This window comes from Hyphomicrobium sp. (assembly GCF_019744875.1).
Lineage (GTDB): Bacteria > Pseudomonadota > Alphaproteobacteria > Rhizobiales > Hyphomicrobiaceae > Hyphomicrobium_C.
In genome coordinates this window covers 1,301,500-1,327,617 of sequence record NZ_JAIETU010000002.1, presented here as the reverse complement: position 1 = coordinate 1,327,617, position 26,118 = coordinate 1,301,500, and the positions used below count along the sequence as shown (strand labels likewise).

Genomic DNA, 26,118 nt, shown 5'->3' with positions numbered 1-26,118 from the left:
ACGAGAGCAGCCGTTCCTCTCGGCCTCTGGCTATCAGCACGGGTCGCGCTCTCCGCAAGGCTCTTTCCTCTCCACGGCGCGCGCCACCGATCGTCACCCGCACGGGCGGAGACGCGTTAGCGGCTCCGTCGCGCGCGCTGCACTTGCGCGCGATAGAGCGGGACCGCCCGCAGGGCGGGGCGCCCACCTTATTATTCTTACACGGAAGAAAAGCTCCAGTATGCTGAGGTACTATCAAGCGAGGTGAATATGGCACTCCCACCGGCCATGGCGAATTTCAATGCGAAGCAAACCGCAGCAGCTATCTTCGCTCGCCGCAATCTTCCGCTACCCTACGGGGCTCAGGAACTACATTTGACGCCGGCCCATGTTTACGAGGCTGCCGGGACACGAGCAGTGTCTGACGCTCTGCTTGAGAGGATGTTCCCGACGCTTCCAGCCATGGAGCTTTGGCATTTTACGAAGCCAGACATTCTACCGCAGATCATTCAGCAGAAGAAGATCCGGCTGTCTTCCGTTGCAAGGCATTTGGACGCCAATGAGTATCGTTCGTTCTTGGAGGAGCACGGGTATTCTGCTGCGGAAAGCAAGAAGCTGAGGGAGAAGCTGGCGGGCTGCCATTTCTATCTATCTTGCACTGAGGTCGGGAGCGGTAGTGAACTCTCTCACTGGAACGTGTTTGCAGACGGCGGCGATGGGTATCGGCTGCGCCTTCGCGTTAGTCCAGTGAAAGGTGACCTGAGACGTATCCGTTATCGGCCCGATGAAAGGTCACTGTTGTCGGAATTGGATGAAGACCTGAAGAGAGAGATAGGGCGCACGTTCTTTCCATTTGGGGTGTCTCGCGTGACGGCGTTCTCCTTGCGGCAAGGCTTGGGCTATGAGGATGAGGTCCGCTTGATGGTCAGCAACCCACCCCGCGATTGGGTTCTTGGATCGGGGAAGGAAAGGTACATCGAGATCGATTTAGCGACGGATAATGAGGCCTGTCGGATTGACCTCGTCGGCGTCACCTGTGGGCGGTCGAAAGACGTGCCCATCATTAAGGCTGCCCTCAATCAACACGGCTTCGCAGGCGTCGAGGTAGATCACCGCTAGCTCAAAACAAGAAGGCCCCATCGGGGCCTTTCGAGTATGTGGGCCTATTAGCGGCTTTGCTCGTCGTCCGGAATGCTGGCGCTCTGTTGAGTGTCAGCGCGTCGACCGCCACGGCGACGGGAGGAGGTTTGCTCTTCCACGGGTTCCGGATTTTCCGAGCCATGGCCGAATGCGTGTTCTTCGGCGGGTTCTGCCGTACTGCGCATGGCATCGATTTCATCCGGGGATGCCTGCATGTCCACGGGCTTCTCGAAGTGAGGCTGCGTGCCGCCGACGACGGAGGTGCGGCCGTCCTCGAAATCATTGGACCAGCCGCCGACATCGATGAGGGTGCCCTTGTCGTTCCAATACCCGTAGAAATCGGCACGACGCTTGCCGTTCTCGGCGATGTTTCCTTCGGCGTGTACGGCTTCGAAGAAGACGATGCGCCCGTCCTGGATTTCCATGCCGTTGACTTCAATGGAGGGGCCGGTGCCGGCATTGGCGCCGGCGCGCATCTTGTCGACGCCGCGGTCGGTGCGGGCGTAGGGGTCCACATTGCCGTTGTAGGCCAGGAGTTCGACACCGTCTTTGTTGACGAAGGTCGAGGCCCAGACCGAGACATTGAATTTGCGCTCGGGCTGGCCGGGTTTTGCGATCCAACCCTTTCCGTTGGGGCGGCGCTTGCCGAAGCGGGTGGTGCCGGGGTTGGCGTTGAGGTTGACCGAGAAGGTCGGTTCGGGTTTTTGCATGACTGTATGCTTTCTTTGTTTCTGGGCCTCCCGGACTCTTCTTTTTGCTATTGCAAGTGGGGTTGTCGGAAGGCTGACGCGCGCAAAATGCGCGGTCAATGCCGCTGCACACCGAGAGGGCAGTTGTGTACGGGCTGGATGCGTTGGCTGCTCGGGCGGTGGGCAGTCAGGATTTGCGGGCACGCTGGAAGCGGAGTCGAGGGCGCTGGGTTTGTTCGATGAAGCGGCGCGCGGTCTTGCCGTGAAGGTGATGCGGGTTCGGGTTGCGGCGCATCATTTCCTCAGCCATCTGGCGCATGGATTGCGCGAGCGCCTTTTCGATTGGTGTTGCCGCCTGCGCCGCGAAGACTTCGATGCTGCCCTGGATGGACAGCAGGCAAGCAAAGGGGTCGTCGTCCTCGATTGATTGGATGAGCATGGCGACGAGCTTGGCGCCGCAGGCCAGCATGTGGCTGGCGGGAACCTGGTTGAGGTCGTCGTATGCGGCGTTCATGCGGGTGGTATGGAATCCGGCTGTCGTGATTTCAAGGGGTGGATAACGACGGCGGTTGCTCGCCCACACTTGTGCGGGATCTGAATATTGGGGAAGGTTGCGGGCCGGGGCCACCCGAATTGGTTTCGGCAGGAGGGGGCGGTTACAGCCCTTTTTTGCCGTCCCTTCCCTTCCGGCCACTTAAGGATGGACGCGATGTGGAACCGCCAGAAACTTGCAGATTTGGCCCGAAACAGGAAAGCGGCGTTGTCCGACGTGGACGGCGCGCTGCTGGCCTTCGCGCGCACGCAAGAGATGACGGATGAAGCCGGCATCGACGCGAAGACCGCCGAACGGGAGCTCGCGGACGCACTGGACAAGCTCGAGCCAGAGGCGGCGGACAAGCTGAAACTGCTGGGCAGCGTCGAACGGGACGAAGTGCTGCGGGATTTCCTTGTTGTGATGATGGGCCACAACCAGAAGCGGATCGAGCGCGAGCTTCAAGAGGTGCAAGAGTTGCAACCTACGCAGAAGCTGGACGCCCCGAAGGTGGAAGGGGCCGCACCTGACAAGAAGCGCAAGCGCGGCCTTCGGTTTTTTAGACCCTAAGTTGTTTCAGCGCGCGATACGGCCGGTATCTTCTGCATCTTCGCTCTTGGCGTGCTTCTTTTGGCGGGGGGTATGACCTGTTGCTAGGGCCGCGCGGCAGCGGGCTGTTGGGGCTTGATGACGGCCGGGACGGAAGGGGCCGGAATGGTCATGCGGTCGGGCATCACGTCGTAGGCCATGATCTTTGAGAGGCGCATCGGGGTTTCCCCCGGCGACAGGATGATGATGTCGTCGCGGAACTCGCGCCCGCGCAACTGGTCTTCCGATGCGAGAGGCTGGCGCTTGTCAGAAAAGTAGCTGTGGGTGGCCCCGAGCGCCGGTTTGATGAGATCAACGGCGTCGTCGTCCGGTTTCATCCAGCAGCTGACGCGGCAACCTCCGATGAGGCCCCTGGCCAGGTCGCGGTAGGCTTTCTTGAACTGCCCGAAATACTGCCCGAACAACCAGAGGCGCAGGCCCGCGCTGCGTCCGAGGTCCAACAGGTCCGTCAACGAGGCCATGTTTCCAAGCTGGGGCAACTCGTCGAGAAAAAAGGTGATGGGAAGCTGGTCGGGCCGCGCGGCGTAACCGTCGATCAGCTGGTCGGCATGTTGCTGGAAGAGAATGCGGATGATGGGGGCGAACGGCTGCAGGTCACCCGGCCGGAGCGACACGTAGATGGACGTTCCGGTTCGATAGCGGAGATCTTTCGGTTTCCAGCTGCTCGAGGAGATGGCGGCGGTGACAATCTTCGATCGCGCGAAGGCGGCGGTGAACTGGCGCGCGGTATCGAGGATGCTTTCGATACGGGCGTTGTCGGTCAGGGCGTTTTCGAAGGCGGTGGCGGCGTTGGCGAGGTCGGTGATGCCGGTCTTGTGGCCAAGCTCGCGCATGGCCTTCATGACCTTTCCGGTTTCGGAGTCGAGATATTTCTTGTCGGTGATGTCGTCGAATGTGGTGGCGAGCGCGAGGTAGCGCGCCAGATAGGAGAGATTACGTGTTTCCGGGGAATGCTTGAGGGCGATCACCAAGGAGAAGGCCCAGATGAAGTCGCGGGCGCGGCTCTGCCAATACTTGTTGTCTCCCTGTGGTTCTCCCACGAGCTGGTGGGCGAGGACCGTACACTGGGAGGCGGCTTGCGACGGATTGGTGCTGATGAAATCGAAGGGGTTGTAGGAATGGGTGAGGCCTGCCGTGTTGGTCGGCGAGAAGCGGTAACAGGGCCCGAAATGCTTTTGGCGGTAGCCCGCTGTTTTGTCCCAGAGTTCGCCTTTGACGTCGAGGATGAAGGCGGAGCCGGGATAATTGAGGAGATTGGTGATGACCTGGGCCTGGCTCTTGCCGGTGCCGGAACCACCGATGGTGATCAGGCTTTCGTTGTGGGGGTAGTAGACCGTTTGGCCGGTGTCTTTGTGGGTGCCGAGGATGAGCGCGTTGCGTGAGGGCGTGGTGGTGTAGACCGCGCTAGATGCAAGGTCTTGCGCGTTGAGCCAGTGGGCGCCGGTGCCGAGCACCTTTGCTGCGGGCATGGGGTTGAGGAAGCCAGCTGGCGTGCGGTTTGCGAAAGTGACGGCTTCCTGCGCGGCCTGCACGATGAAATCATCATAAGTGGGCAGATACGAACCGACGAAGCTTTTCATGAGCTGCAGCGCAAGCGGGATATGGGGCGAGGCCTGGTATTTACGGCGCGGCTCGAGGCGACCGTTTCCCCCATGCAGCATGAATAACAGCAGGAAGCGGGCCCATTTGTCGACGGACGCTTGTGCAGCCGTATCGCGGTACATGGCGAACTGGGCCATGAACAAGGACTTTTCCTTGTCGGAGATGGTGAGGCAGTCGCGGACAAGGTCGGCATTCTTGAAGATGTTGGTCAGCTGCCGGTGGTCCGAGGAGCGTTTGATGTTGGATCCCCAGCTTGTGAGGATGCTCCAGGGCGTCGGGTTTAAATTGATGGTGGGGGCGAGAATGACGCGCCCCACTTTGACCGTGGGGCCGCCGTGCCCAAGCGCCTTCAAGGCGTTGTCATGGAAGACGCGCTCTGGGATGACGTTGAAGAACCACTGCGCGGGTATGGAGAGATTGGCGGTGGGGTCGTTGAGCGTGGCGGTGAGGTAGCGTTCGACGTCGGCAAGGTTCTCACCCTGGATTCCGAGCATCATGGCCTCTTCTCCTTCCGGAAAGCCCAGAACATCGTGCGGTCGTCGGTGCGGTCGTAGCCGGGATGTTTTATGAGGGCGTTGACCACCTGCATGATGTCGAAGTCATCGGCGCCCTTGGTTGCGATGGTGTGCAGGGCTTGGGTGACTTCGGGATTGGTGAAGCGCCCGTCGTCCGGGGATCTTCCAAGGAAGAAGCTGTCGTTTCCGTCGGTGGCGAGGACGAAGGCTTTGACGTAGGGTTTGTTGATGGTTTGCACGGTGAACTGCGTGCGCCAGTTGGGGAGTATGATGAGGTTGGGCTGGTCGTTGGAGAGGGCGGTGGCAACGCGGGTCAGTCTTTTTCCGTCGTAGTGGTAGGCGTTGCTGTCACCGATGTGGCCCACGGTGATGGAGCTATCGCGGATGACGGTTGCGGCGAGCGTGCAGGCGTAGGTTCCCCAAAAGGCGTTCTCGCGCTGGGTCAGTTCGGTCAGTGCGTTGTAGGTGTGGGAGAAGGCTTCGGAGATCGCCTGTTCCGCGTCCAGTCCCGCTTCAAGCCCGCGCGCGATGGCGCGGGCCGTGTGTTGCACGGCGAGGCGGGCCCCCTCCCCGGACTTTGTGCATCTCTCGTCGCTCACCCCGTCTGAAATCACGGCAATGACCGCGTCGTTGTGGGCGGTGATGATAATGGCGTCTTCCGATGCCGTTCCTTTGGACGTGTGGTTGGTCCCCACCGCTGTGACGGTGAGGAAGGTCCACAGGTTGTTTTCTGAAAGTGCGAAGGCATAGCGGGCCGGAAGGCCCACCAACACGTCAATGGGGGATGATGTTGTTGCTTTCGAACTTGGGGGGCTCGCTTCCTGCGGGGACTTGGCCGTTGGCGAGCTGGGTGGCGTGGGTGATGAGGACGGTGACGAGCTGGACCATGTCATGGAAGGCATCCTCGGTATTTGACAGTTCGAAGGTGTCGGCGCCGTTGGAGAGTTCACCCATGAGCTCAAGACCAGTGACGTGGCGGCCGTCGGCGAGGACGGATCCTCCGGAGTTCAGGTCGCAGCCGTTGGCTGTGACGAAGCTTTTCAAGGCCACGTACTTTTTCTCGACGTTGGGCGACATGCGGGCGAGGTTCGTTTGCACCTCGTTCCAGATGGGTGACCCCGGCTGCATGTCGGTTGGTGCCCCGTCGGTGATGTGGAAGAGGTTGGGCATGCCGCATTTGATGTTCTGGTTTTTGAGCTGCACGTACTGTTTCAGTGCGTAGCTGATGGCGAACAGGATGGCTTTCCCGGTTTCGGTTCCCGCTTGGGGGGCGAACGGCGGGATCATGGGGGGCAGGTTGGCGGCGGGCGTCCAAGGGAGATTGACGTCGACGTTGTTGCTGTACGTCAAAATGGCGAGATCGATGCAGTCGCGGTTGTCGGCAAGCGGGGTACCCTGAGGCGGGGAGCGCAGCATCGATACGATTTTGTGGATGGCGTTGTTGATGCGGTGGATGTCGGCGTTTGCTCCGCCTGCGCCACTCGGGTCCGCACCGGTGGAGCCTGAGATGTCGACGAGGATGAGGATGGGGAAGCGGGTTTTTCGGGTGGCGGCGGCGGGGATGTTGATGGGCGGGGGTTCTGGAGTCAGCAACTGCTGCAACAAGGTGGACATGTTTCAATCCTTCATTGTGAGGGTGTGATACGCAGAATGGGAGTGGCACCCGGTGCCAGGCGGAATTCGGAAGAGCGGCTACGCCGGGTCCAGCCTGAATTGTCCGCTCGCTCTTGCCTTTGGCGGCGCATGCGTTGGTATTCGCGGAAGTTCCTCGGGTAGATCCGCCGCTTTGACCGTGTGTCGGGTGCGGAGAGCGGTTCCGCCTTCGGCGCTGGAACTTCTTTGGTGAGCCACGGAAGGATTTCGGGTTCCGCCTCGGGCTTCTGAGGAGCGCTTTTCTTTTGCGGGGGAAGGGCGGCGGGCGGGCGCGCGGCTTCGATGGTCGTTTTGAAGGGGCGGTCGGCGCGTGTTGGCGCGGGCGGTTGCGCGGCAAGCGCGGGCTGGGTTTGCTTCGCGGCGAGTTGCGCTTCGTAGGCTCGGAAGTACCAGAAAATTCCAACCAGGACGAAGACACCAACGGTAGCTTCCACGCCGCCGTGTTTGCGGAACCCCTTTGCGGATGCGATGGCGAGCACGCGCCCCTGCTTGAGCAACCACAGCAAGAGCATTTTGAACAAACGCCAGAGATTGATGGCGAGCCACCACGCGATGGCTTTGGCGATCGCTTTTGCGGCGGCTTTGCGCGTGGGTGGCGGGCTGGGTGCAGGTTGGGGTGCAGGCGGGGGAATGTTGAGCGCGTGGTGGTAGGCGTAGTGCGCGGGTTGCGGCGGAGCATAGGGCGTCGCGGCTGGTGGCTTTCGCGCGGGCTGGGGCGTGGCGGGCTTGGGCGGCGGGACCGGTTGGGCTGCTGGCTTTACCTGGGGAGGTGCAGTTCCCTCGACGTTGTTGCGGTATTTCGGAAGAACGGCTTCCCACTCCGCGGCGGTCGGCGGATTGAGCTTCTGGAAGGCGCGTTCGAACATCGCGCGAAGCTCTGGGTGCAGCTTGGCGTAGTGCTTGGGCGTCTCGCCGGGCGGATGGTATTTGGCGATATCCGAGTAGGGCCAGCGGCGGGCTTTGATGTTGTCGTGCGGGGTGATGGTGGCAAACGGGTCGCCCGTTGGGTCGTAGGCCGGACCTGTATCGAACGGATGGCCACCATCGAGAAGGAGTTGGAAGATATGGATGGCGAGGACGAAGTCGTCGTCTGAAGAGTGCCGCGGACCGGGCTTGCCATCGATGTGATTGGGGGAAGCGAATCCGGGGAAGTAGTGCGGTTTGGTGAAGACGTTCGCAATGATGGAGTGCTGGAAGGCATCGGCGTCAACGAAGGTGACGTTTGAATGGTCGTTGGAGACCAGGATGTTCTTGGGGTTGAAGTCGCAGAAGACAATGCCGTTTTTGTGGAGGCGGGTGAGGTAGTTTGCAATCACGGCCGCGATGCGGACAGCCTTTTCCGTTCCGATACCGAAGCGTCCGTTGCCGTTGGTGGTGATTTTTTCCAGCACGGTATGGCCACTGATGTGGCGCATGGTGATGCCGGCCAACGTGGGCAAGTGCTGGATGGACGACGGATGTTTGACGGTGAACAGGACTTCGATCGGCCAGGCAACGAACGGCAATGACTGAGAGTAGTCGGCATACTTGGACGTCAGCACCGCGAGGCTTCTAAAGGCTTCGGGGTTCAAGAGGGATTTGGACGCGGGGTTGTAAAGCCTGGCGACGCGCTTTTCGCCCGCATGGGGCTTAAGCGTGAATATGCCCCCTTCCCCGCCTTCTGCGTTGGCGAGGGGCTTTTCAATTTCGTATTCGGTCCATACGTCATGATGCTGAGGTTGCACGAGGCAACCCCAATAGCGGCTCTGCATGGCGAAGGCGCAGCCCCTCGTTTGCGCTTCGCGCGTTGAAGCGCGCGAAGCCTGTCAAATGGCGTGCATGTGTGGAGTTTTATCCGGGCGGCGCGTGGAGGAAGGCGCTGTGGGCGTCGGAGTATCGTGCGGGATACGTATCGCGGTGCATTATGGGTACCTTTTGAAAAAGGGTACGCCTACAATTTCGGACCTTTGCGTTTGCGCTGCTTCCGTTTGTGAGGCGTTGGCGACGTACCGTCATGCTGTGCAGGCGTTTCAACACGCATATGTTTGTTTACGGATAGACGTTGGTCAACCGTGGACGGTGGCGAGGGGGCGGTGTTTCCCGGTTTTTGTTGTGGATGTCTGGAATAGTCGTCAGGGGGGGAGGGTTTCACGTCATGTGGTGAGGGTTTTTGAACATTGTCCGGTGATGTATCTTTCCTGTTGTGAGTGAGGTCGCGTAAGGAGCTGTGCCGAGATGGTTGGTATGGGGCTCCGAACCTCTTGGCGAGCAACCCGATGCGGGCGGTTTTCGAGATCGAGGATAGCTTCACCTCGCTCGATCGGTCGTAAAGGACGTGGCCCTGCCCCTTCTCCCTGAGGGATAGGCCGGTCTCCGCGAGCGTGTGATGAAGGTGTTCCCAACTGCTCGCGGTATCGAAGAGTTTGGCGATGCGCTTGCGCTCTGCGGCAAGGCGGCTGGCGGTCCATTGCATCGGTGGGGACGGAAGGCCATTGCGGCGCGCGCGCTGCAGTTCGGCGTCTTTTGTTCTCTTGGGCTGATCCTTGAAATCATCGGGGGCGTTGTGGCGGCCTGGCACGTAGCGCAGCCCCCGCGCCTTGGCCTGTCGCGCAAGGCTTTGCTCGAGCCGCACCCAATCCTGGGCGCGGTTCCACGCTTTTCCGGTCTCGTGGTGGATGCGGTTGACGACCACATGCACATGCTTGTGGCGGGTGTCGCCGTGGGCGATGGCAATGCGCTGGTGGTCTTCAAGCCCCATGTCGACGCAGGTGTCTCTGACGATGGCGCGCATGACGTCGGTGCTTGGGGTTTCGTCCGGAGTCCAGCTGATGACGAAGTGGTAGACGGGACTTTTGCAGCGGCGTGAACGGTTGGCGGTGGCGCGCATAACGCGTACCGCTTTTGCCGGGTCGGTGGTGACGAGGTTGTGTGTTTCGGTCCACAACACTCGGGTTCGTTTGGCGTCCGGGCGTTCGTTCGTTCGGGCGTTCGCTTGGAGTTCGGTGGCGTTCTGTAGGCTGGGCGCCTTGCCGTCTTGGCGTTCGGGTTTTCGGGCGCCAGTCAGGAGATAGGAGACGATGCCCTTGAAGCCGCGCCCCGCTTTGGGGATTTTGCCGATCATGTTCGGCTAGTATTTGAATTGAAGCTTGGGAAGGGGTTCTTCGTGCCGCATACGCTCATCGAGAAGGACGTTCACGCACATCGATATGCCCCAGTAGTCGACAGCGGGTGTTCGCATTTCGGGCGTGTCGCCCGTGCATTGCCGTGTGATGTCGGCAGGAATCTTGCTCCAGATCGGTTTCAGGTAATCATAGTGCTCCTGCTGCCTTTCAAAACATTCCGTGTAGGCGTTTGCCTTGTTGACGTGGGATTGTTCGGCTTCCTTTCGGCACCTCGGGTCTACATCGAGGACGGGGATGGTTTGGTTTGTTGAGGGTAAGGTCTGTAGGAATTCGAGCCGGGCCTTTTCCTGCTGTTTTGGTGAGACCGCGAGAGCAGCATGCACCGGCAGCGCCACGGCGATGACGGCGACAAGTGGGATAGAGACCCGGGCGGGCAGCGAGGGCAACCGCTTGGCGTTTCTTTGGCGTTTCTTGGCAGCGCGCTGTGCGAACGCCATGGCGGTGTGCAGTGTAAATCTCATGTCGATACCCTAGGTCAGCAATTTGTGGGCAGCGGTTTGGACCGCCGCCGCGGCCTGTTGCAAGGTGTGAAACACCGCAAGAATCTCGTCGCGCGACACCGGCACAAGCCCGGTGTTTGTTTGTCGGGCGATCTGGTTGAGGTTCGTGCCGATTTTTCGCAACTGGACGTGCAATCCGTTGATGACGGCGATGAGCTCGTCCACCTGGCGCGCTTTTTCCGGCCTGGGCGCCGGCGGCTTCTGATCTGCGACGGCCGCCAGCACCAAGGTGCGGACCATTTGTGCTTCGGTTGTTCCATGCGCTGTGCAGAGGGCTTTGAACGCGGATAACTCGTCATCGGTCATGTAGCTGCGCACGCGGTTGGTGCGCAGCTTGGCATCCGGTTCAGCGCGTTGTGTCACGTCTTGGAGCCCCCCGGCACTGAGGGGCAAGCAAGCGCGTTTGAGGCCAAAGGCCTAGGTGCGCGATTTTGGGGCCATCCTGGCCCCAAAAGACTTGCTTGCTCCCACGGGGAGAAGAATGCCCTAGTGCGACAGCGCTTTCCAGTATGCGGATGACTTATGCCCAGCAGGAGCAGCAGAAAGTGCAGCTCGATTTTTCGGTCGGGGCCGTGCCGCCCCCGCACCCCTGGCTGGAAGTGAGGCGCGGAGGTTCCCTCTGGTTACCACGCGGCGTTTTGGATGAGTTTTAGGGCGTGGGGGAGCGTTCTCCCCGTCAACGACCATCAACGGCCGCACAATCGTTTCCTAAAGTCTCCTGCGGTGAAACCCTGCGGACAAGACGTGCCACTCCAATGATGATGTGGTTGCGCGGAAGCGATGAACTTACCGCTGATAGGATTGGCAGCGTTGTCGTTCGACCGGGATGGCGTGGAGACGTTCAGACGCCATGGAACCGAAACGCCAAAATCCGGCACGGATTAAGGTGGAGGTTGAACGCCATGGAGGCGTGTGGCGTTCGGAAGCAAATCGAATTTTATAGAGTGAACGGCTGTACGTTCCACGGCTGGATCAGGCGTGCTTCTTTCGCGCTGAAAACACGGAGGGCAAGGTTTGGGTTGGCTGGGTAGGTGATCAGCGGAACGTAAAACGTTCGGGGGTCCGGGTTGACGAGGGTGATTGTTGTGAAGAGTTCATTGTAGAGCGAGGCGGCAGGTCCCCCTTCCCTCCATAACGGATAGGGGCTGAAACGCACAGAAAACAGCACCAGGTTGGCAGCAACCGCATCGATCGCGTTCTTGAGAGTGGCTTTGTCGAAGTGGGTATCCCGGTCGTGTTTGGTCTGGTTGTAGGCGTGGTACCAGTTGAGGGATTGGGTTGGTTGTTGCGCGGTCCAATTCGCAAAGGGCCGCAATGGCGGGACGGTTGGGTAAGAACGAAGGGTGAGCTGGTATTCCGCGAGGAACAGGGGTTGAAGAAGCCTCACATAGTCGTTGGTTGTGTAGAAGTTGCCGTTTGCGGGCGCTGCAGTGGCGGTTCGGAGGTAGCGGGCCCAGGAGTTCTCGGCTTCGGTGGCGGCCAGGATCAACAGCTCGCGTGTCTTGTGGCTGTGAGCCTGAAGGCTGTGAAGCGTCGGTTCCATGTAGACGAAGATGTCGTCCAGGCGCTCGAGCAGCAATCGAATGGTTTGGAGAGCTTGGTGGCGTTCGAAGTCAGTTGTGCGCAAACCCGCGCGGATATCGTCATAGTCTTCGATGCCGGGCCGCCAGACTGTTGAAACGGTTTCTCCGACATCGCGAAGGGATTCCACGACACTGGTTGCGCTGAAATTGCGAACTAGCCAGTCGGCAAACACTCCAGCTTTGCCCTGCGTGACACACATGCCGGGGGAGATGGGCCAAATGGTCTGTGATGACCCGTAGAAGTGAACAAAGTGGGTATCGGTTTCGTAGGCGTATCCGAGGTCAAACTCGGTATGGACCGGGTGTGCCCAGTGAAGGTCCGAGTGTGTGGCTGTGTTGGTGTAGGTTTTGTATTTCATCTGTGGATTAGGTGGTGGACTGAGAAAGCCTGTCAATATGGTGGTCACAGATTGTGGTGCGGAAGGTCAGGTTCCTCGCTTTGCATCAGCGTTTTGCGGCGTCGGGCAATTAGACGCCTCCTGAGCTGGGTAATGTCGTGTTTTGTCTGGGCCGCTATGAGGGCATCGAGATAGTCCTTGGTTGGTTTTTGCCGGGAAGGACGGGAGAGTGGCTTGGCTGGGCGCCCCAGCCCGTCGCGAGGAGTTGAAAGGGCCGTGCGCGCATAGGGCTTCATGCGCGGAAGTGCCGGAATGGCGAGGGCTGACAGGAACCCATCGGTTTTGCGCGCGGCGGCTTTCATTTCTCGCTCGGCGCGTTTGTCGTTGATCACCTGCTTGAGGTCTTCCTTGGTTTTAATGCCCCACGCCATGAACGCGCGGGTGAGGTCCACCGCGTCGACATCCCACCAATGCCGCTGTGGCGGGGTAGGGCGAAGGATCTCATTCGGGTTCACCCGCCGGCGCACCATGCCGTTGGCCGACATGGCGAGATTGAGGCTGGATAACGTGGCGTAGCCTTCGGTGTTTCCAAGTACGACGCCCCTTCCCTTCTGCTCGAAGGCAAGTCCGTGCTCCGAGGCAAGCACCTGCAGGTCGTCGAGTGTGGTGCCGCGATCGAGGTTTTCGGAGAGATGCTCCCCGAACTCGCGGGATGCGCGCTTGCTCCACTTGATGCGGTTTGTGTTGGCACCTCTCTTAGCCGCGCGGTGCGATTTGCTGTCGGGAAGCTGAGGGAGTTCGTCGGTGAGCTCCGGGTCGAAGCTGTGGGCGGGTGCGTACTCGAACCCGTATTCATCTGAGAGCATTCTCATGATGCCGTCGAACCGCTTGAAGTCGTCGGAGGTTTTCCAGGCCTTGCGGGTTTCCGGATCCACGCGGTTGAGCATGATGTGGATGTGCCGGTGCGGCGTGTCTCCATGCCCCATGACCAAGGCTTGGTGTCCATGAAGGCCCGCCATCTCCAACGTGCGCCGCGCCACCTCCTGCATGATTTCGGATGAAGGCCGTTCCCGTTCGTGCCAGGCCACCATCAGGTGATAGACGGGTTTCACGCATCGCGTGGAACGCGATGCGGTGGCTTCCATGTAGCGGGCTGCCAGCAACGGGTCATCGGTTCCAAGGTTCTGCGTGAACATCCATTGTACGCGGTCGGGATGGGGTTCGCCCCCCTTCCCGCGAACGAGGTAGCGCGCAAGGGCGTGGAAGTCGCTCGAGGTGGGCGCGACCTTGCACAACATCAGAGCTGCGCCACCTTGGTGTTGATGACGGCGATGCAGGTTCTGATTTCCTCGGCCGAGACGGCGACATAGCCGGTGTTGGCCTGATGAGCGAGCTGGTTCAGGTTGTTCCCGATACGGGCGAACTGGTGAACCAACTCGTCGGTGATGCCGCGCGGGTGCGGCAGCGATACCGGGACGCCTTTCAAGTGCGCCTTGAGGATGGTGCGCGCGAGGCGCGACACCTTGATGCCGCGCGCGCTGGCCATCTTCTGGATGGCCGTGTGGTCATCTTCACTCAACCGCGCCTTCAGGAATCGGGGCTTCACCACCCGCTCTTCCTTGTCGGCCCTTCTCACACTTCGTCGCGCCATGTGCATCGCTTTCGTTGAAAGGAACGGAGCAAGCGGGGAGCCGGGGCTTGCCCCGGCGCCACAGGCCCGCAGGGCGCTGCCTTTGGACACAAATTGTGGTCAAAGGCATACCTCGCTCCGTTCCTTTCAACCTTCCCTCACGCTCACTTTGCATACCAGTCGTATGCCCTGTGTATGGGCATCGCCCGTGCATGAAAGCCACGATCAGTGCCTACGCGAAAATCATCCCGTTCAATCGCAATCGCTTACCGGCGACTCTGATGCGGATGGGGTGGCGTCGTGAGAGGCAGGTGCATCCACAAACGTGCCGACACCAGCAGGCAACGGGTGGCTTCACGCCCCCCTAGCCCCCCGTGGGATATTTGGAGCCGGTGATGGCGTGTATACAAGTTTACAGATGCATAGCGGGTGGGCGGGGCAATTGCCGGAATGAACGATGCAGGTAGAATTTGGAGTACGGTACAGCCTGGGAAGGCGATGACCGTGCCGGTGATGGGCCACCGTAAGGATTGCGGCTGTCACCAAGTAGGCCCCGACGGATCACCGGGGCCTTTTTCGTTTGGGGGACAAGGACGGATGATAAGCCGGTTACTGCTGGTTGTTGGTGCTGCGGTGATGATGTCATGGGGCGCTTATGCCGAAGCGGTGTTTCCGCGTTGGGACATGAGGGTGTTTTGCACGGGCCGCGTGGCCCCGACAGGCGTGGGCGTCTGTGTGGATGTGCAGTTGGGATCCCGTGACAAGGCGAAAGGCCATTGGGGTGTCGCGTGGGGGAGACATGGAAGATCCGATTGATTTGTCGGTGCGACGCAAGGCGCGGCATAGCGCAGAGCGCAAAGCTGCATTGGGGCGCTGGATGCCGTCCTATACGGCGTGCGCTTGGGTCGTCCTGCTTGTGTTGGCGTTGGCGGGGTACGTCGTGTTTGGGGGCGGTGGGACCTTTCGCACGGCAGACCTGAGCGGCGGCTCATTGCAAGCGGGCGGCATCAAGGAATGCGGGCTTATCCGGCATACCTGCCTCGTGGACGGCGACACGGGTTGGCTGGATGGCACGAAGTGGCGGATGCAAGGCATCGACGCGCCCGAGATGGAGGACAAGGCTGAATGCAAAGCGGAACGCGAGAAGGCCACCACGTCCCTTGAACGCCTAATGCAGCTTATGGCAGACGGCTACACCATCAAGACCAGCGGCCGGAATGACAAGTATGGACGTGCCCTGGTGGACGTTGTGCTGGGCGACGGAAGGAATGCGGGAGGCGTACTGATACAAGAGGGACTGGCACAGCGCTGGCCGAACGACGGGAATGTGTGGTGTGGCCTGTGATGAGCGCAGGGAGGAGACAATGAACAGGGCTGTGATGGCGGTGATGCTAACGATGAGCATCGGTGGGGCGCGAGCGGAAACAGAATCTGAGTTGAACAGGGCCATCCGCGAGATCGAGAATATCGAGCTTGGGGGCTCGTACAAAGTGAACCCTGGGGCATTTGCATGCGCTGATAAGGGGAAGCTTATGTTCGTGGAGCGCTTGGCGGGCGGTGACAGTGTGGATCAGGACAACGCGCAGCTGATCGGGGCGCGGGATTGCGAAGTGACGGACGAAGATACCGTCTATACGCGATGCGAAGCCGGAGGTTTTGTGTTCCCGCAACGGGGCGGCCAGCACATCTTCTCGGGTTACTGCGTGCACGGGACTAAGGCGCCGGTGCTTTACATTCGTGATGACGAGGTTCGGAAGGTGAGGAATTGAACGAGCGGGAGCGCTGTCGCAGGCTTCACGCCTCTCCGACAAACTCGTGGACCTTTTGGAAAGTGGCCAGTGCGCCCGATTGTTGACGGAGGAATGCTGTGCATCCCGATGTGCGGAACGGCTTTGCGGTGGCGTTGGAACGCAAGCTGGGCGCAATGAGCGCCGCTGACCTTGAAAGGCACGTTGAGCACTACGCGACCATCACTGCTTTGCATGAAGCGGCGCACGCGGTTGTTCATGTGAAGTCAGGCGTCCGGCTGGTGAGCGTCGACATCCTGCCGAATGAACATGGCGTGGGGTACACCCTTCCTGAAGAGGGGATGACAGATGCGCAGGCGGCGGTGGGTTCCTTTGCCGGGTGCATCGGCGAAGTGCTGACGGGGGATATCGCGACGTTTGTCGAGGCGACCGATCATGACGTGGGGCAAGGCGTTTTTTCATGCTTCAACCTATGCGGCGGCACGCTTGGCAGCGAGGTTGATGCGGAAGAACTGATGGCGTGTGTGATGCGGGAATGGGATCGCACCGTGGTGCTTATTATGGAGCCGGTGACATTCGGAGGACTTTACAAGGTAGCTGGCGCCTTGCTTGCCAACGGCAAGCTAGACCATGAACAGGTTGAGGCTGTCATGGCGTTAGTTGATAGGCCGGACTCCAATCTTGCGAAAATCTTCCGGGTGACGAAGGAGAACCTCGCCAGTGTGCGCCGGATGGTACCGCTGGTGGCTGGGCGGTGGCTGAGTGAGGATAAGCGGCGGCTGAGGGATGGCGCGTTTCAGGTGGAGACGACATGAGCAGTATGTGAATGCGCGCGCCGGAATCGAGGTTTTTGCCTCGAAATCAATTTACACAATCTACGGACCTATCGACATGCAGCGCCTGCTGACCTTGTTATGCCTTTCCGTTGCCCTGCCCTTGTTCCAACAGGACGCGGTGGCGCAATCCAATGAGTCACCGGTAACCGATATCGCAGGGATTGAAGTCGGGGGCCCGTTCACAGCTGCCGAACCAGTGCTGCGCGAGCTTGGATGCAGCCTTGTCTCAAATATCTCCATCGACGATGCCGACGCCTATCGGTTGGCCGACAGATATGACGTGGAGGCGGTCAGGAAGATACAGGAGTGGCAACTTAGGCCACCATTTCCTCCCTACGACGGTCTGCCTTCCCTACTCAAGCAAGTGTATCGATGCAGCGACAATCAGCTAATCCTTATGGCCACCGAACACGATCAGCCGAAACGCATCGGCTCCGTTGGCCTTGTCTACTGCGCACTTGACGAAGAAGAGGGTGCCAAGCCGATTTACGATAAAGTCGGGTCGCGCAGGATGGCTAATGGGGCCCCTGGAATCGGCCCGTTCGATATTTTCTTTCCGAAGGCCGTATCCGGTGACCGGCTCCAACAAACATCTGGCCGCCTGTCCAAGCGCTTTCCCGACCATATTTATGCAACCGCGTATAAAAAACCCGATGCGTGCAAGGTTGATTTCAGGCCCGGTGGCTATCTCTTCGGCCTCACGATGGCATCGAAGCCGGTCTTCGTTGCTGCCAAGGAACGCAACCTCAAATATCGGCAACGCAAGCTCGACAGCATGAAAGTGACGCCGAAGCTGTGATTGCGGCAAGATATTCGAGCTATTGATGAGCGGAACCGTAGGCATGAGCAGGATGGTGGAGAGCGTAGAGGCTGCATAGGAATGCTGGTCAAGCCACCCGCTCCCCAGGATGGCGAAGAGGGGCTTCGCGCTTTCAGGAACGGCCTCAAGCTGAGCGAAGCTTCGCTTCGCAGCAAGGCCATGCGCGAGTTTTACCGCCGTGACCTGAAAAGGCGCGAACAGCTCTACGAGACTCTTGCCAAGAAACGCCCGCCGCGCAGCTCGGCCGCTCTCCATTTCATCCGATTGTCTGCCATTTGCCGCGAGCTTTTGCATGAATTCGGCGAGGAGCCGCCGTCCCAGCCGCGCCCTCGTAAGCCGCATCGGCGCGCCGCGCTCGCCTATCCTGTCTTCCCCGAAGATCTCACCCATCGCATCCATTTCTTTGAAGGACATGCGCTGAGACGGCTGCGCGCGGTTCAGCTTGCTTCCCATGCTGATGCCGTATTCAGGCAGACCTCCGGGACGGGGAAGGTGCTCGTCTCGGTCGGCGTCGGCCGCGCAGGAGGTCAACTCTTCGAAAGACTGATTCATGCGCTGGGGGATAGCGGCATCGAAGGCGACCTGGAAAAAGCGGGGTTCGAAACCGGGTATGTCTATCGTCCGCCGGACGCAGGCCCAGAGTGGACTTTCACGCCGCCCGATCCGTCCTTGCCGCTGGCTCGCATATGGTCAGACAACAACCTGGCGCGCCGGTATCAGTGGCAGGCGAGAATCCTTGCCGTAGAGAACGGCCAGTCACTGCCTGAGGACCTTCCCGCGATCCCGGAAAGCCTGCCGTGGGATCCCGATCCCGCCTTTCAGCGAATCCTGAACCTCACCCACGAAAACAGACTGCATGAGGCCCTCGCACTGGTTGAGGAAATTCCAGCCAGCGAGCGGGAAGCCCTATTCGACGAAGTGGTCTATTTACGTTTTCTTGCGGGAAGCCCGGTACGCGCAAGCGATATTCGTCACCTCGCGAGTAAGCATATATCCGCATCCACGATAGCGGGCAGACTAAGTGAAGAATTCAATGCGTTTATTGACTGCTTGGACGACATCCTGGCTGCCGAACGCCCGCCCTTAAACGACATCTCCCGGCTGACGCATGAATTTGGTGACGGTATGATCCCCCGGCCTCCGCCTGCGAAAGACTGGCCTGCAACCCGGTGCTATTACGAAGGCGCATCCGCAAGGGGTGCGCTTCGGGGACGTATCTTCATCTATAACATCGACATCGGCGACGGGAGCCTAGCCGCATTCTTTGCTCCCTTTATGGTGGCGGCAGAAGATGCGTTCCGACGCGCGAGGGCCATACCCGAGATCGGCCGCGGCTGGGCATCAGAAGTCGCGCTTTTCGATCTTGTCAGAACCCTCTGGCCGACCGCGCAGCATCAGTGGCGTCCCCCCTTTCTGGGAATGCAGTCCATCGATGTCTACGTTCCCGACCTGCACCTCGCCATCGAATACCAGGGCCAGCAGCATTTCGAGCCCGTCGATCTCTTCGGCGGCGAAGAGGGATTCCGGGCGACCTCGGCACGCGACGCACGAAAGCGCGCCCTGCTCAGTGCCAACGGCGTGCGGCTGATTGAATGGCGATATGACGTTGCGGTCACAAGGGGCGCGCTTGTTCGCGCCCTTGAAGCCGCAGGTATTGCCGCTTCAAATCCATAAGGTCATCGCGCCATTCAGCGCGTCCGCTCCAGTGATGAGTTAGCGGAACCGCTGCCGCTGTCTGTCGTCTGTGAAATCCCGCGCCCTGTAATCCGCGCTCGGCCGCGTGGTATTGGGGGGCGTGGATATGAACCCGTATTCGGTCACTTTGCGCAGCGGTGACGCGATGCGGCGGTGATGGGTCGGTGGGGCGGTGTGTAGGGCGGCGATCGCCTCGAATGGCACGTCCGCTAAGAGGGATGGCTCTACGTTCAGTTCGTCGCAGAGCTGAAGAAGAAGAGATTCCGCCCATGCACGCATGTACTCGGGTGCCATATGGCTGTTGCCCGCGCCGGTATCGAAATGGAAGGTCCAGGCGCGTCCGTTTTCTTTAGGTTCGATCCAGCATTCAAGGCTGAGCTTGGCTCCAAGATAGATGCGCCGGTGACCGTCCTGGCTTTGGGTGTGGGTGATGATCATGGGGCAAGCCTACCCTATAGGAATAGGCGGCAAGCAAGCGGTCATGCCTACACGATGAGCAATCGATGGCAGGAACAGTGCTGACATCAAAAGGACTGTTGCAAGCGCGCCTACATGCGCGGCTGCAGCTTCCTTTTCCGGGTGGGTTTCGGTGGCTCGATGTTCGGGCCTTTGAACGCTAGCAGGTCGTAGGGAAGCTTGTGTTCCTTGGTCAGCGTGACCTTGATGGGGTGATCGGGGTCATCGAGGTAGGTCCAGACCCCCTTCTCCACGTCCAGTGTGAACTCCCGGCCGTCTTCGATGTAGACGCGCTGGTGCGCGGGGTTCTGTTGCGTGAGGAATGATTCACGGTCACCGATGGCGTGGCTGAGGCTGTCGGACGCTTCCACGAGCGCGGTGATGGCATCGGCAACCTTGGGGTTGGTGGTTTTGAGGCGGTGGAGGGTGGCGTTGAGGCCGAGCTCCTGCGTTGAGGTGACCAGCTCCGCAATGGATTCGCTATCGGGTGATTTGTTGACGGCTGCCGCCAAGGAAATCCGCGCGGCGCGGTACGCTTTGTGGGCTTGCGAGCAGGATGCTTGGAGCTGGGTCAGTTCCGTTGAATGCACGGTATGAACTCTCCTGTTGCGAAGCGGGGCTTGGTCGGTAATCTGAACGCAGAGGGATTTAAAAACAAGAGCGGGAAGCCGTGGGTCAACCACCGGAAAGGATGACGCTTCTTACGACGGCGGAAGCGGCCAAGTATTTGCGGTTAAGCCCACGGACACTGGAGGACTACCGCATCAAGGGCGGTGGTCCGGTGTTTATCCGCATTGGGCTGGGAAGAAGGGCTCCTGTTCTTTACGATCTTGAGGATCTGAATGCGTGGTTGAAGGGTCAGAAGCGGGGCTCTGTGGCAGAAGAAGTGCCGCTGGATTGAAGGCGGCGTAGATGGTGTGGGCAGTCACTTCTGCAGCTTCCTTGGCCCGGTTGTTGAACATGTGGATGTAGAGTTTGGTCGTTTCCACGCTGGCATGCCCGAGCAGGTGTCCGACGGTTTTGGCGGAGGCGCCACTGTCGGCGGCGAAGCTGGCGAAGGAATGCCGGAGGTCGTGGATCCGGAAGTGCTCCAGCTTGGCGTATTTGCGGATTTTCGACCAAGGCTTGTAGATTTCGGTGAGGCAGGTGCCCTTGAACCTCCCGACAAAGAAGTAGGGATTGCCTTCGATTTCAGGGACGGAATCGAGAATGGACATGGCGATGGGGTTCAGCTGAAGAACTTTTGACCCGGTCTTACTGTCGGGCAGGTGGGCAATCATGCGCTGCTTGTCGACGTAGCTCCGCTTCAGCGTGAAGATTTCTCCTCTCCGCGCCCCCGTGAAGAGCAACGTCAGAATGGCGGCGATCATGAAGGGGGTGGCTTCGTCCCTCACCAAAGCCGTTCTGCACCCCTCGGCGAGACGAGCGACGTCGTCTGTCGTGAGGAACTTGGCTCTATTGCCGGACTTGAACATCTGGATATCAAGGCAGGGATTTTTCCTGTCACCGCAGAGCGAGTTGGCGTCCGCCCAATTGAACACCTGCTTCAGGACGGCCAAGGCGTGGTTCGCGGCACTTGGGGTCTTCCTAAGACCCCTGTGGAACGCGGCCACGTCGGCGCGTGTAATGGACGTAAAAACCCGACGTTTAAAGTGAGGCAGGATCACTTTGTTGGAGAGGCGCCTGAACTCCTTGAACGTGCTTGTTTTGAAGTACGGCTCGCGGTCTTCAAAGAAGCGATCGAACACCTCCTGGATGGTGAGGCCGGTGTGGTAGGTCGTTTCCGTTGCGACGAGGTCGACGTTCTTGTCGGCGGCGTGGAGGATGTCCTTGGCACGTTGGCGCGCCGTTTCGGGGGTCCAAGGGCTCAGATGGTTGCCGATGGTGAACCAGCGCAGTCGGCGGTGAACGCGGGTCTGTACGAAGTAGGACACGTTCTTTCCCCGGCGGCGGGCACCAAACCCCTTAAGGGTGGTGTCGCGGATGCTGTCTCCGGATTTCAATGAGGCGACAGAGGCAAGGGTGATAGGCTTGTGGTGGTTCATAGGCGTGCTCCAATTCGGGCTAACAGGTGTTTGGCGCAGGGCTAACACCGGGCTAACCAGATGGTCGGGTAGCAGGCCGTATTGTAATCCGTTCGTTGCGGAGGCTGTGGAGAGATTGCATGGACTTTCAGTGACTTGCCGTATCTCTCCGTAAGTCTCCGAAATCGGGGAAACTATTTCTCAAGCTGAATGTCGAGGGTTCGATTCCCTTCGCCCGCTCCATTTCCTCCTGCCTGAGAAAACACAACCGCGAAGCTTTCGCTCGCGGTTGCGCTGTCGTGAAGTTGCGCTGTCGTGAAACCGAACGACGCAGGAGCTTACTTGCTCCCCTGGTCCTTCGCGGCCTTGTCCTGAAGACTGCCGTCCGCGGGCTTCGCGGTCGGATCCACAGTCGTGCCCTCGGCGCTTGTGCCGGGCTGATCCTTCGCCGCTTTTTCCGACAGGCTCTTGTCGTCTGACTTGGCAGTGGGGTCGGCCGTCGTTCCGGGCTGTTTTGTGGCCGGGTGATCTTTGGCGGCTTCGCTCGAAAGGCTCTTGTCATCAGCCGCAGGCGGCGTCTGTGCAACAGCCAAAGAGGAAGACAGCGCCACAAGTGCAGCGGTCAATGCAATCTTGTTCATTTGGTCTCCATTTCGATTTCGCATTCGAAAAAGAAACCACCGCAGTTCAAATAATGTTTCTCGACGGATCGCACTATTATTTTGAAACTTTTCCGCCAACAGTACGTAGCTACCGATTTTTTCTGCTGTTTGTGCGTGATCTGTACGGGGTGAGCGTAGCGATAGGTGTGTGCAAAGAGAAGCGCGGTGCTACGGCATGGCGGCTGGCGGCGTCACGCTGCCGATATGACCGGGGCCTCCAAGCAGATAGAAAATGAGCAGCACGGCAACAATGAGCGCGAGGATCTTGAAGAGCCGGCGGTCGCCGCCGATGGATGGCACGTCCGGAAGCTTCGGATCGCCCAGTTTGGGTTTGTCGGGAAGTAGCGCCATTTTTGGTCTCCGCATTTTAGTTTAGCGAATGCGATCGATCGCTAGCGCGCCATGGCGCTCGGCGAGGCATCGCCCGTCACGCGCCAGACGACATTGCCCACATCGTCCGCCACCAGCAGCCCGCCGCGCGTGTCCATCGCGACACCCACGGGCCGGCCTTGCGCGTCGCCATCGGCGTTCAGGAAGCCGGTCAGCACATCGGCCGGCTCACCCGCCGGTTTGCCGTTCTGGAACGGAACGAAGATCACTTTGTAGCCGCTCGGCGGCTTGCGGTTCCAGGACCCGTGCTGCCCGACGAACACACCCTGGCGCAGGCGCTCCGGCAATAACGTGCCGGACGAGAACGCGAGACCGAGCGAGGCGGTGTGCGCGCCCAATGCGTAGTCTGGCACGAGGGCCGTCGCCACGAGGTCCGGGTTCTGCGGCTGCACGCGCTCGTCGACGTTGGCGCCGAAATAGCTGTACGGCCAGCCGTAGAAGCCGCCGTCCTTCACGGAGGTCAGGTAATCGGGAACGAGATCGGGCCCAAGCTCGTCGCGTTCGTTGACCACGGTCCACAGGGTGCCCGTCTGCGGCTCCCAGGCCATGCCGTTGGGATTGCGCAAGCCCGAGGCGAACACGCGCGTTGCCCCGGTCTTGAGATCGATCTCGAGAATGGCCGCGCGGTGCTCTTCGAGAGCCATGCCGGATTCCGCGATGTTGCTGTTCGAGCCGACGGTGGCCATCATCTTGGTGTTGTCCGGCGAGGGAATGATGTTCTTGGTCCAATGGTGATTGATCGGCAACCCGGGCAGATCGGCCACCTTGACGCCAGGCGCCGTGATCTCCGCGTCGCCCTCCTTGTAGGGAAAGCGCATCAGCGCATCGGTGTTGGCAACGTAGAAGTCGCTGCCAATCAGCGCCATGCCAAAGGGGGCGTTCAGATCTTTCAGGAACACGCTGCGCGTTTCGGCGACGCCGTCTCCATCCGCATCGCGCAGCAGCGTGATGCGGTTCGCGCTTGCGACACCCGCTCCGGCCCGCGTCATGACCCGGCCCATGATCCAGCCGATGATGCCGCCCTTCCCGCCCTCCGACCGGTTGGTTTCGGCGACGAGTACGTCGCCGTTCGGCAGCACGTAGAGCCAGCGCGGATGATCCAGGTTGCCCGCGAAGGCCGTGACTGTGAGCCCGTCGGCCGCTTTCGGCTTGCCGCCCTCGGGCCAGCCCTTGGCCGGGGCGATCTGGACCGTCGGGATGAGCTGGGGCTTGGGCGCGGCCAGCGTCGGTTGCGGGCCCGTCGTCGCGCCCGGCGGCAGTGCCTGCTCCTCGCCGCAGCCCGCGAGCAGCAGCACGGCGAATGCGGAGAGGGCGAACGCGAATGACGGCATCTGGATCTCCTGGCAAAAAGCACCGGCCCTCGGAATGTGGCCCAGGATACTGAACAACGCTTGGTACTGAATGACGCTTGGCGAAGGCTACAGGTTCCAATGGTTCGTTTTCCGGGGGCCCGTCAGTCGCCCTCGGCTTTCCGTTGCCGCTCGGCAGGTATTTCGACAGGCTTGCCGAGCGTTTCCCGGACGTAGAGGCGGCGGATGGCGACGTCCGCCACGATGGCAAGAGGATAGCCGAGCAACAGCCCGAGCGGCCCGAACAGCAATCCCATAGCGACGGTGGCGAACATGCCCACGGCGGCCGGCAGCTCTACGACGCGCCCGACCACGAACGGCATGACGAGATTGTTTTCGATCTGCTGCACGGCGATTGCGACGGCGAGGGCCGCGAGCGTGGTGTCCCACCCCAGGGTCGATGCGAGCAGGAGCGCGGGAATGGCGCCGACGATCGGCCCGACGATCGGGATGAATTCGGTTGCACCCGCGATCAGGCCGAGGGCCAGCGGCGAGGGCACGCCTGCTACCCACATGCCGACGCCGGTCAAGACGCCGATCACCACCATTGCGATGCCCTGCGCGTAAAGCCACCGCCCGAGCGCAAATCCGCTGTCGTCGAGCGTTGAGGACACGACGCTCTGCCAATGCTTCGGCACCAGCACCATCGCACCGCGGCGGTAGAGCTGCGGCGAGGCGGCGAGGTAGATGCCGCCGATCAGCACGAGCACGAAACCTGCCACCGCGCCCGCGATGCTCGATCCGACCGTGAGCGCCCCCGCCGCCAGCGCGCCGATCGCCGAACCGCCGACCTGACCGGAGACCGCGCCGAGATCGAAACTCTCCGACAGCTTGTGCAGAGCCTGCGGTGCATTCTGCGCGAGATAGGCGATCTGGTCCGAGAGCTTCGATCCGAACTGTAGGACAAGGCCGGCGCTGACAGTGACAATGAGCACGACCACCACCGCGAGCGCGAGCGGCTCCGGCATACTCGTCGCGCGGACCAATGGCGCCATCAGGGTGCGCAGCGCGATGCAGCACAGCACCGCCGCGAATATCACGAGCAGAAGATTGGAGAGCGCATAGATCGCGGCCGCGAGCGCGCCGATGGCCACAACGATGAGGACGCGGCGAACGAACTGCCAGTCAGACATGACGCCTCCCGCCGCATCGTGCAGCAGGAGCACATGCCACCTGCCACAGCTGGACCAGCCGGCATAAGGACGGCCACGGTTGGCTCCGTGGCCGTCTGATTGCAGACGTGGAAATCAGGCTGCGCGGCACTAGCGCCCCCAGTACGCAGGCACGTCGTAATGCTCGTGCGTGCGGATCTCCCATGCGCGGTCGGTCCAGGAATCATCGCTGAATTCCGGCGCATTGCGGAGCTGGTCGGCGGTGATGCCGGTGCGATAGCCGCCCGCTTTGGCGTCGTATTTGAGCGCGGTCCACGGAATGGGATAGTGGCTGTGCGCCAGTCCCAGCACGCCACCGAAGCTCATGACCGCGTAGGCGACGCGGCCGGAGATCTTTTCGATCAGCAGATGATCGATCTCGCCGACCACGTCGTCCTCGGCGCCGATCACGTCGGTGCCGTGCACGTCTTCGCTGGAAATCAGCCGGTGATCGGGATGTGCGGTTGCTCGGCCCATGGGAGCCTCCTTGGGTTAGAAGGTTTGCCCCACGGGCGAAGATGCGGACCCGTCGGGCTTGTCTGCTAAACCCCGTCATCCAGCCTTTTGTTTCCTATCCGCCACGGTCCCGCGCGGACGCATTTTTTGATGGAACAACATGTTGAACGCATTGTTAGTCATCGACAGGGGGGCACGCCGCTCGCTGAGTGTGAGTAACGGACGTGACTGCGCCGCACGATCCGGTATGGCAACGATCTGCGCAGGATCAAAGGTCGCATCGGCCGTCGATAGACGACACGGGACTCAACGCATGGAACGCGAGTTCGAGGTAGATTTGGTTAAGGTTGTCGGCGCGCGGCTGAAGCGCGACTACGCCGTATCCGAATCTGCGCTTCCCGAACCGATTGCGAACGAGCTGGCGAAACTGCGTCGCGCCGAGCAGGCGGCCCGGTCGCCACGGCGTGACGAAACTGCGAGCGAAAACTAGAGCTTCACCGCGCATCGCGCCGCGCCAGGCCTTGATGAAGAGAGCCGGCAGCGCGCTTTTTCGAAGAGATTGCAGCCTTTCGTATTTCGCCGACTGTCACTCTGGCGTCC

At 60.5% G+C, this 26,118-nt stretch carries 28 protein-coding genes and 1 pseudogene; 9 read left to right on the top strand and 20 right to left on the bottom strand.

The window, feature by feature from the left end:
* The first annotated feature begins 249 nt into the window (after positions 1-249).
* Positions 250-1,098 (top strand): hypothetical protein, encoded by an 849-nt coding sequence (locus K2Y42_RS06295; RefSeq protein ID WP_291149886.1) that lies wholly within the window; start codon positions 250-252, stop codon positions 1,096-1,098.
* Between the two features lie 47 nt (positions 1,099-1,145).
* Here K2Y42_RS06295 and K2Y42_RS06290 read toward each other — a convergent pair whose 3' ends face one another.
* Positions 1,146-1,928 (bottom strand): hypothetical protein, encoded by a 783-nt coding sequence (locus K2Y42_RS06290; RefSeq protein ID WP_291149883.1) that lies wholly within the window; start codon positions 1,926-1,928, stop codon positions 1,146-1,148.
* Positions 1,929-1,995: 67 nt separating this feature from the next.
* On the bottom strand, positions 1,996-2,391 hold the full coding sequence (locus tag K2Y42_RS06285) for a hypothetical protein (RefSeq protein WP_291149881.1): 396 nt from the start codon (positions 2,389-2,391) through the stop codon (positions 1,996-1,998).
* 126 nt (positions 2,392-2,517) lie between these two features.
* On the opposite strand from K2Y42_RS06285, the gene K2Y42_RS06280 reads away from it, so the two are divergent.
* A complete protein-coding gene (locus K2Y42_RS06280; RefSeq protein ID WP_291149878.1) occupies positions 2,518-2,910 on the top strand; it encodes a hypothetical protein in 393 nt (130 codons plus the stop codon).
* 83 nt (positions 2,911-2,993) lie between these two features.
* Here the strand turns inward: K2Y42_RS06280 and K2Y42_RS06275 are convergent, their stop codons facing one another.
* From K2Y42_RS06275 to K2Y42_RS06230, 10 genes are all read right to left on the bottom strand, one after another.
* Entirely contained in the window at positions 2,994-5,048 is a 2,055-nt protein-coding gene (locus tag K2Y42_RS06275) for a type IV secretory system conjugative DNA transfer family protein (protein WP_291149875.1), read from the bottom strand.
* Positions 5,045-5,833, bottom strand: a complete 789-nt coding sequence (locus K2Y42_RS06270; protein ID WP_291149874.1) for a protein phosphatase 2C domain-containing protein — start codon at positions 5,831-5,833, stop codon at positions 5,045-5,047. The genes K2Y42_RS06275 and K2Y42_RS06270 overlap by 4 nt, the downstream gene beginning before the upstream one ends.
* A 7-nt stretch (positions 5,834-5,840) precedes the next feature.
* Positions 5,841-6,680: a hypothetical protein gene (locus K2Y42_RS06265; RefSeq protein ID WP_291149872.1), complete on the bottom strand. Its 840-nt coding sequence runs from the start codon at positions 6,678-6,680 to the stop codon at positions 5,841-5,843.
* A gap of 11 nt (positions 6,681-6,691) precedes the next feature.
* Positions 6,692-8,470, bottom strand: coding sequence for a hypothetical protein (locus K2Y42_RS06260; RefSeq protein WP_291149870.1), 1,779 nt, complete (start codon positions 8,468-8,470; stop codon positions 6,692-6,694).
* Positions 8,471-8,649: 179 nt separating this feature from the next.
* A complete protein-coding gene (locus tag K2Y42_RS06255; protein ID WP_291149868.1) occupies positions 8,650-9,819 on the bottom strand; it encodes a relaxase/mobilization nuclease domain-containing protein in 1,170 nt (389 codons plus the stop codon).
* A 6-nt stretch (positions 9,820-9,825) separates the two neighbouring features.
* Entirely contained in the window at positions 9,826-10,341 is a 516-nt protein-coding gene (locus K2Y42_RS06250; RefSeq protein WP_291149866.1) for a hypothetical protein, read from the bottom strand.
* 9 nt (positions 10,342-10,350) lie between these two features.
* On the bottom strand, positions 10,351-10,743 hold the full coding sequence (gene mobC, locus K2Y42_RS06245; protein WP_291149863.1) for a plasmid mobilization relaxosome protein MobC: 393 nt from the start codon (positions 10,741-10,743) through the stop codon (positions 10,351-10,353).
* 574 nt (positions 10,744-11,317) lie between these two features.
* Entirely contained in the window at positions 11,318-12,322 is a 1,005-nt protein-coding gene (locus K2Y42_RS06240; protein ID WP_291149859.1) for a hypothetical protein, read from the bottom strand.
* A gap of 44 nt (positions 12,323-12,366) precedes the next feature.
* Positions 12,367-13,599, bottom strand: a complete 1,233-nt coding sequence (locus K2Y42_RS06235) for a relaxase/mobilization nuclease domain-containing protein (protein WP_291149856.1) — start codon at positions 13,597-13,599, stop codon at positions 12,367-12,369.
* Entirely contained in the window at positions 13,599-14,042 is a 444-nt protein-coding gene (locus K2Y42_RS06230) for a MobC family plasmid mobilization relaxosome protein (protein ID WP_291149852.1), read from the bottom strand. Before K2Y42_RS06230 ends, K2Y42_RS06235 begins: the two co-directional genes overlap by 1 nt.
* 688 nt (positions 14,043-14,730) lie before the next feature.
* Between K2Y42_RS06230 and K2Y42_RS06225 the strand changes: the two genes are divergently transcribed.
* The 5 genes from K2Y42_RS06225 (at position 14,731) to K2Y42_RS06205 (ending at position 19,009) form a co-directional block, all read left to right on the top strand.
* The gene (locus K2Y42_RS06225) at positions 14,731-15,276 is read left to right on the top strand and encodes a thermonuclease family protein (RefSeq protein ID WP_291149849.1); all 546 of its coding nucleotides are present in this window, start codon (positions 14,731-14,733) and stop codon (positions 15,274-15,276) included.
* Positions 15,277-15,295: 19 nt separating this feature from the next.
* On the top strand, positions 15,296-15,700 hold the full coding sequence (locus K2Y42_RS06220; protein ID WP_291149847.1) for a hypothetical protein: 405 nt from the start codon (positions 15,296-15,298) through the stop codon (positions 15,698-15,700).
* Positions 15,701-15,798: 98 nt separating this feature from the next.
* On the top strand, positions 15,799-16,494 hold the full coding sequence (locus K2Y42_RS06215) for a hypothetical protein (protein WP_291149844.1): 696 nt from the start codon (positions 15,799-15,801) through the stop codon (positions 16,492-16,494).
* A gap of 76 nt (positions 16,495-16,570) precedes the next feature.
* Entirely contained in the window at positions 16,571-17,314 is a 744-nt protein-coding gene (locus K2Y42_RS06210) for a hypothetical protein (RefSeq protein ID WP_291149841.1), read from the top strand.
* A gap of 81 nt (positions 17,315-17,395) precedes the next feature.
* On the top strand, positions 17,396-19,009 hold the full coding sequence (locus tag K2Y42_RS06205; protein WP_291149837.1) for a hypothetical protein: 1,614 nt from the start codon (positions 17,396-17,398) through the stop codon (positions 19,007-19,009).
* A gap of 39 nt (positions 19,010-19,048) precedes the next feature.
* Here the strand turns inward: K2Y42_RS06205 and K2Y42_RS06200 are convergent, their stop codons facing one another.
* Together K2Y42_RS06200 and K2Y42_RS06195 are read right to left on the bottom strand one after the other, a co-directional pair.
* On the bottom strand, positions 19,049-19,468 hold the full coding sequence (locus K2Y42_RS06200; protein WP_291149836.1) for a hypothetical protein: 420 nt from the start codon (positions 19,466-19,468) through the stop codon (positions 19,049-19,051).
* A 110-nt stretch (positions 19,469-19,578) separates the two neighbouring features.
* A complete protein-coding gene (locus K2Y42_RS06195) occupies positions 19,579-20,076 on the bottom strand; it encodes a hypothetical protein (RefSeq protein WP_291149834.1) in 498 nt (165 codons plus the stop codon).
* Positions 20,077-20,177: 101 nt separating this feature from the next.
* Between K2Y42_RS06195 and K2Y42_RS06190 the strand changes: the two are divergent.
* Positions 20,178-20,336 (top strand): annotated as a pseudogene (locus K2Y42_RS06190) (helix-turn-helix domain-containing protein); the annotation flags it as partial.
* Here the strand turns inward: K2Y42_RS06190 and K2Y42_RS06185 are convergent.
* The 6 genes from K2Y42_RS06185 to K2Y42_RS06160 all read right to left on the bottom strand — a co-directional run bounded on the left by K2Y42_RS06185 (position 20,272) and on the right by K2Y42_RS06160 (position 25,539).
* Positions 20,272-21,531, bottom strand: coding sequence for a site-specific integrase (locus K2Y42_RS06185; RefSeq protein ID WP_291149832.1), 1,260 nt, complete (start codon positions 21,529-21,531; stop codon positions 20,272-20,274). The pseudogene K2Y42_RS06190 and the gene K2Y42_RS06185 sit on opposite strands and share 65 nt — an antisense overlap.
* 317 nt (positions 21,532-21,848) lie before the next feature.
* The gene (locus K2Y42_RS06180) at positions 21,849-22,151 is read right to left on the bottom strand and encodes a hypothetical protein (RefSeq protein ID WP_291149830.1); all 303 of its coding nucleotides are present in this window, start codon (positions 22,149-22,151) and stop codon (positions 21,849-21,851) included.
* Between the two features lie 189 nt (positions 22,152-22,340).
* Positions 22,341-22,523 (bottom strand): hypothetical protein, encoded by a 183-nt coding sequence (locus tag K2Y42_RS06175; RefSeq protein WP_291149829.1) that lies wholly within the window; start codon positions 22,521-22,523, stop codon positions 22,341-22,343.
* A 41-nt stretch (positions 22,524-22,564) separates the two neighbouring features.
* Positions 22,565-23,893, bottom strand: coding sequence for a sorbosone dehydrogenase family protein (locus K2Y42_RS06170; RefSeq protein WP_291149826.1), 1,329 nt, complete (start codon positions 23,891-23,893; stop codon positions 22,565-22,567).
* Between the two features lie 122 nt (positions 23,894-24,015).
* A complete protein-coding gene (locus tag K2Y42_RS06165; protein WP_291149818.1) occupies positions 24,016-25,044 on the bottom strand; it encodes an AI-2E family transporter in 1,029 nt (342 codons plus the stop codon).
* A 129-nt stretch (positions 25,045-25,173) separates the two neighbouring features.
* Entirely contained in the window at positions 25,174-25,539 is a 366-nt protein-coding gene (locus tag K2Y42_RS06160) for a PRC-barrel domain-containing protein (protein WP_291149804.1), read from the bottom strand.
* Between the two features lie 292 nt (positions 25,540-25,831).
* On the opposite strand from K2Y42_RS06160, the gene K2Y42_RS06155 reads away from it, so the two are divergent.
* The gene (locus K2Y42_RS06155) at positions 25,832-26,008 is read left to right on the top strand and encodes a hypothetical protein (RefSeq protein ID WP_291149801.1); all 177 of its coding nucleotides are present in this window, start codon (positions 25,832-25,834) and stop codon (positions 26,006-26,008) included.
* Positions 26,009-26,118 lie beyond the last annotated feature (110 nt).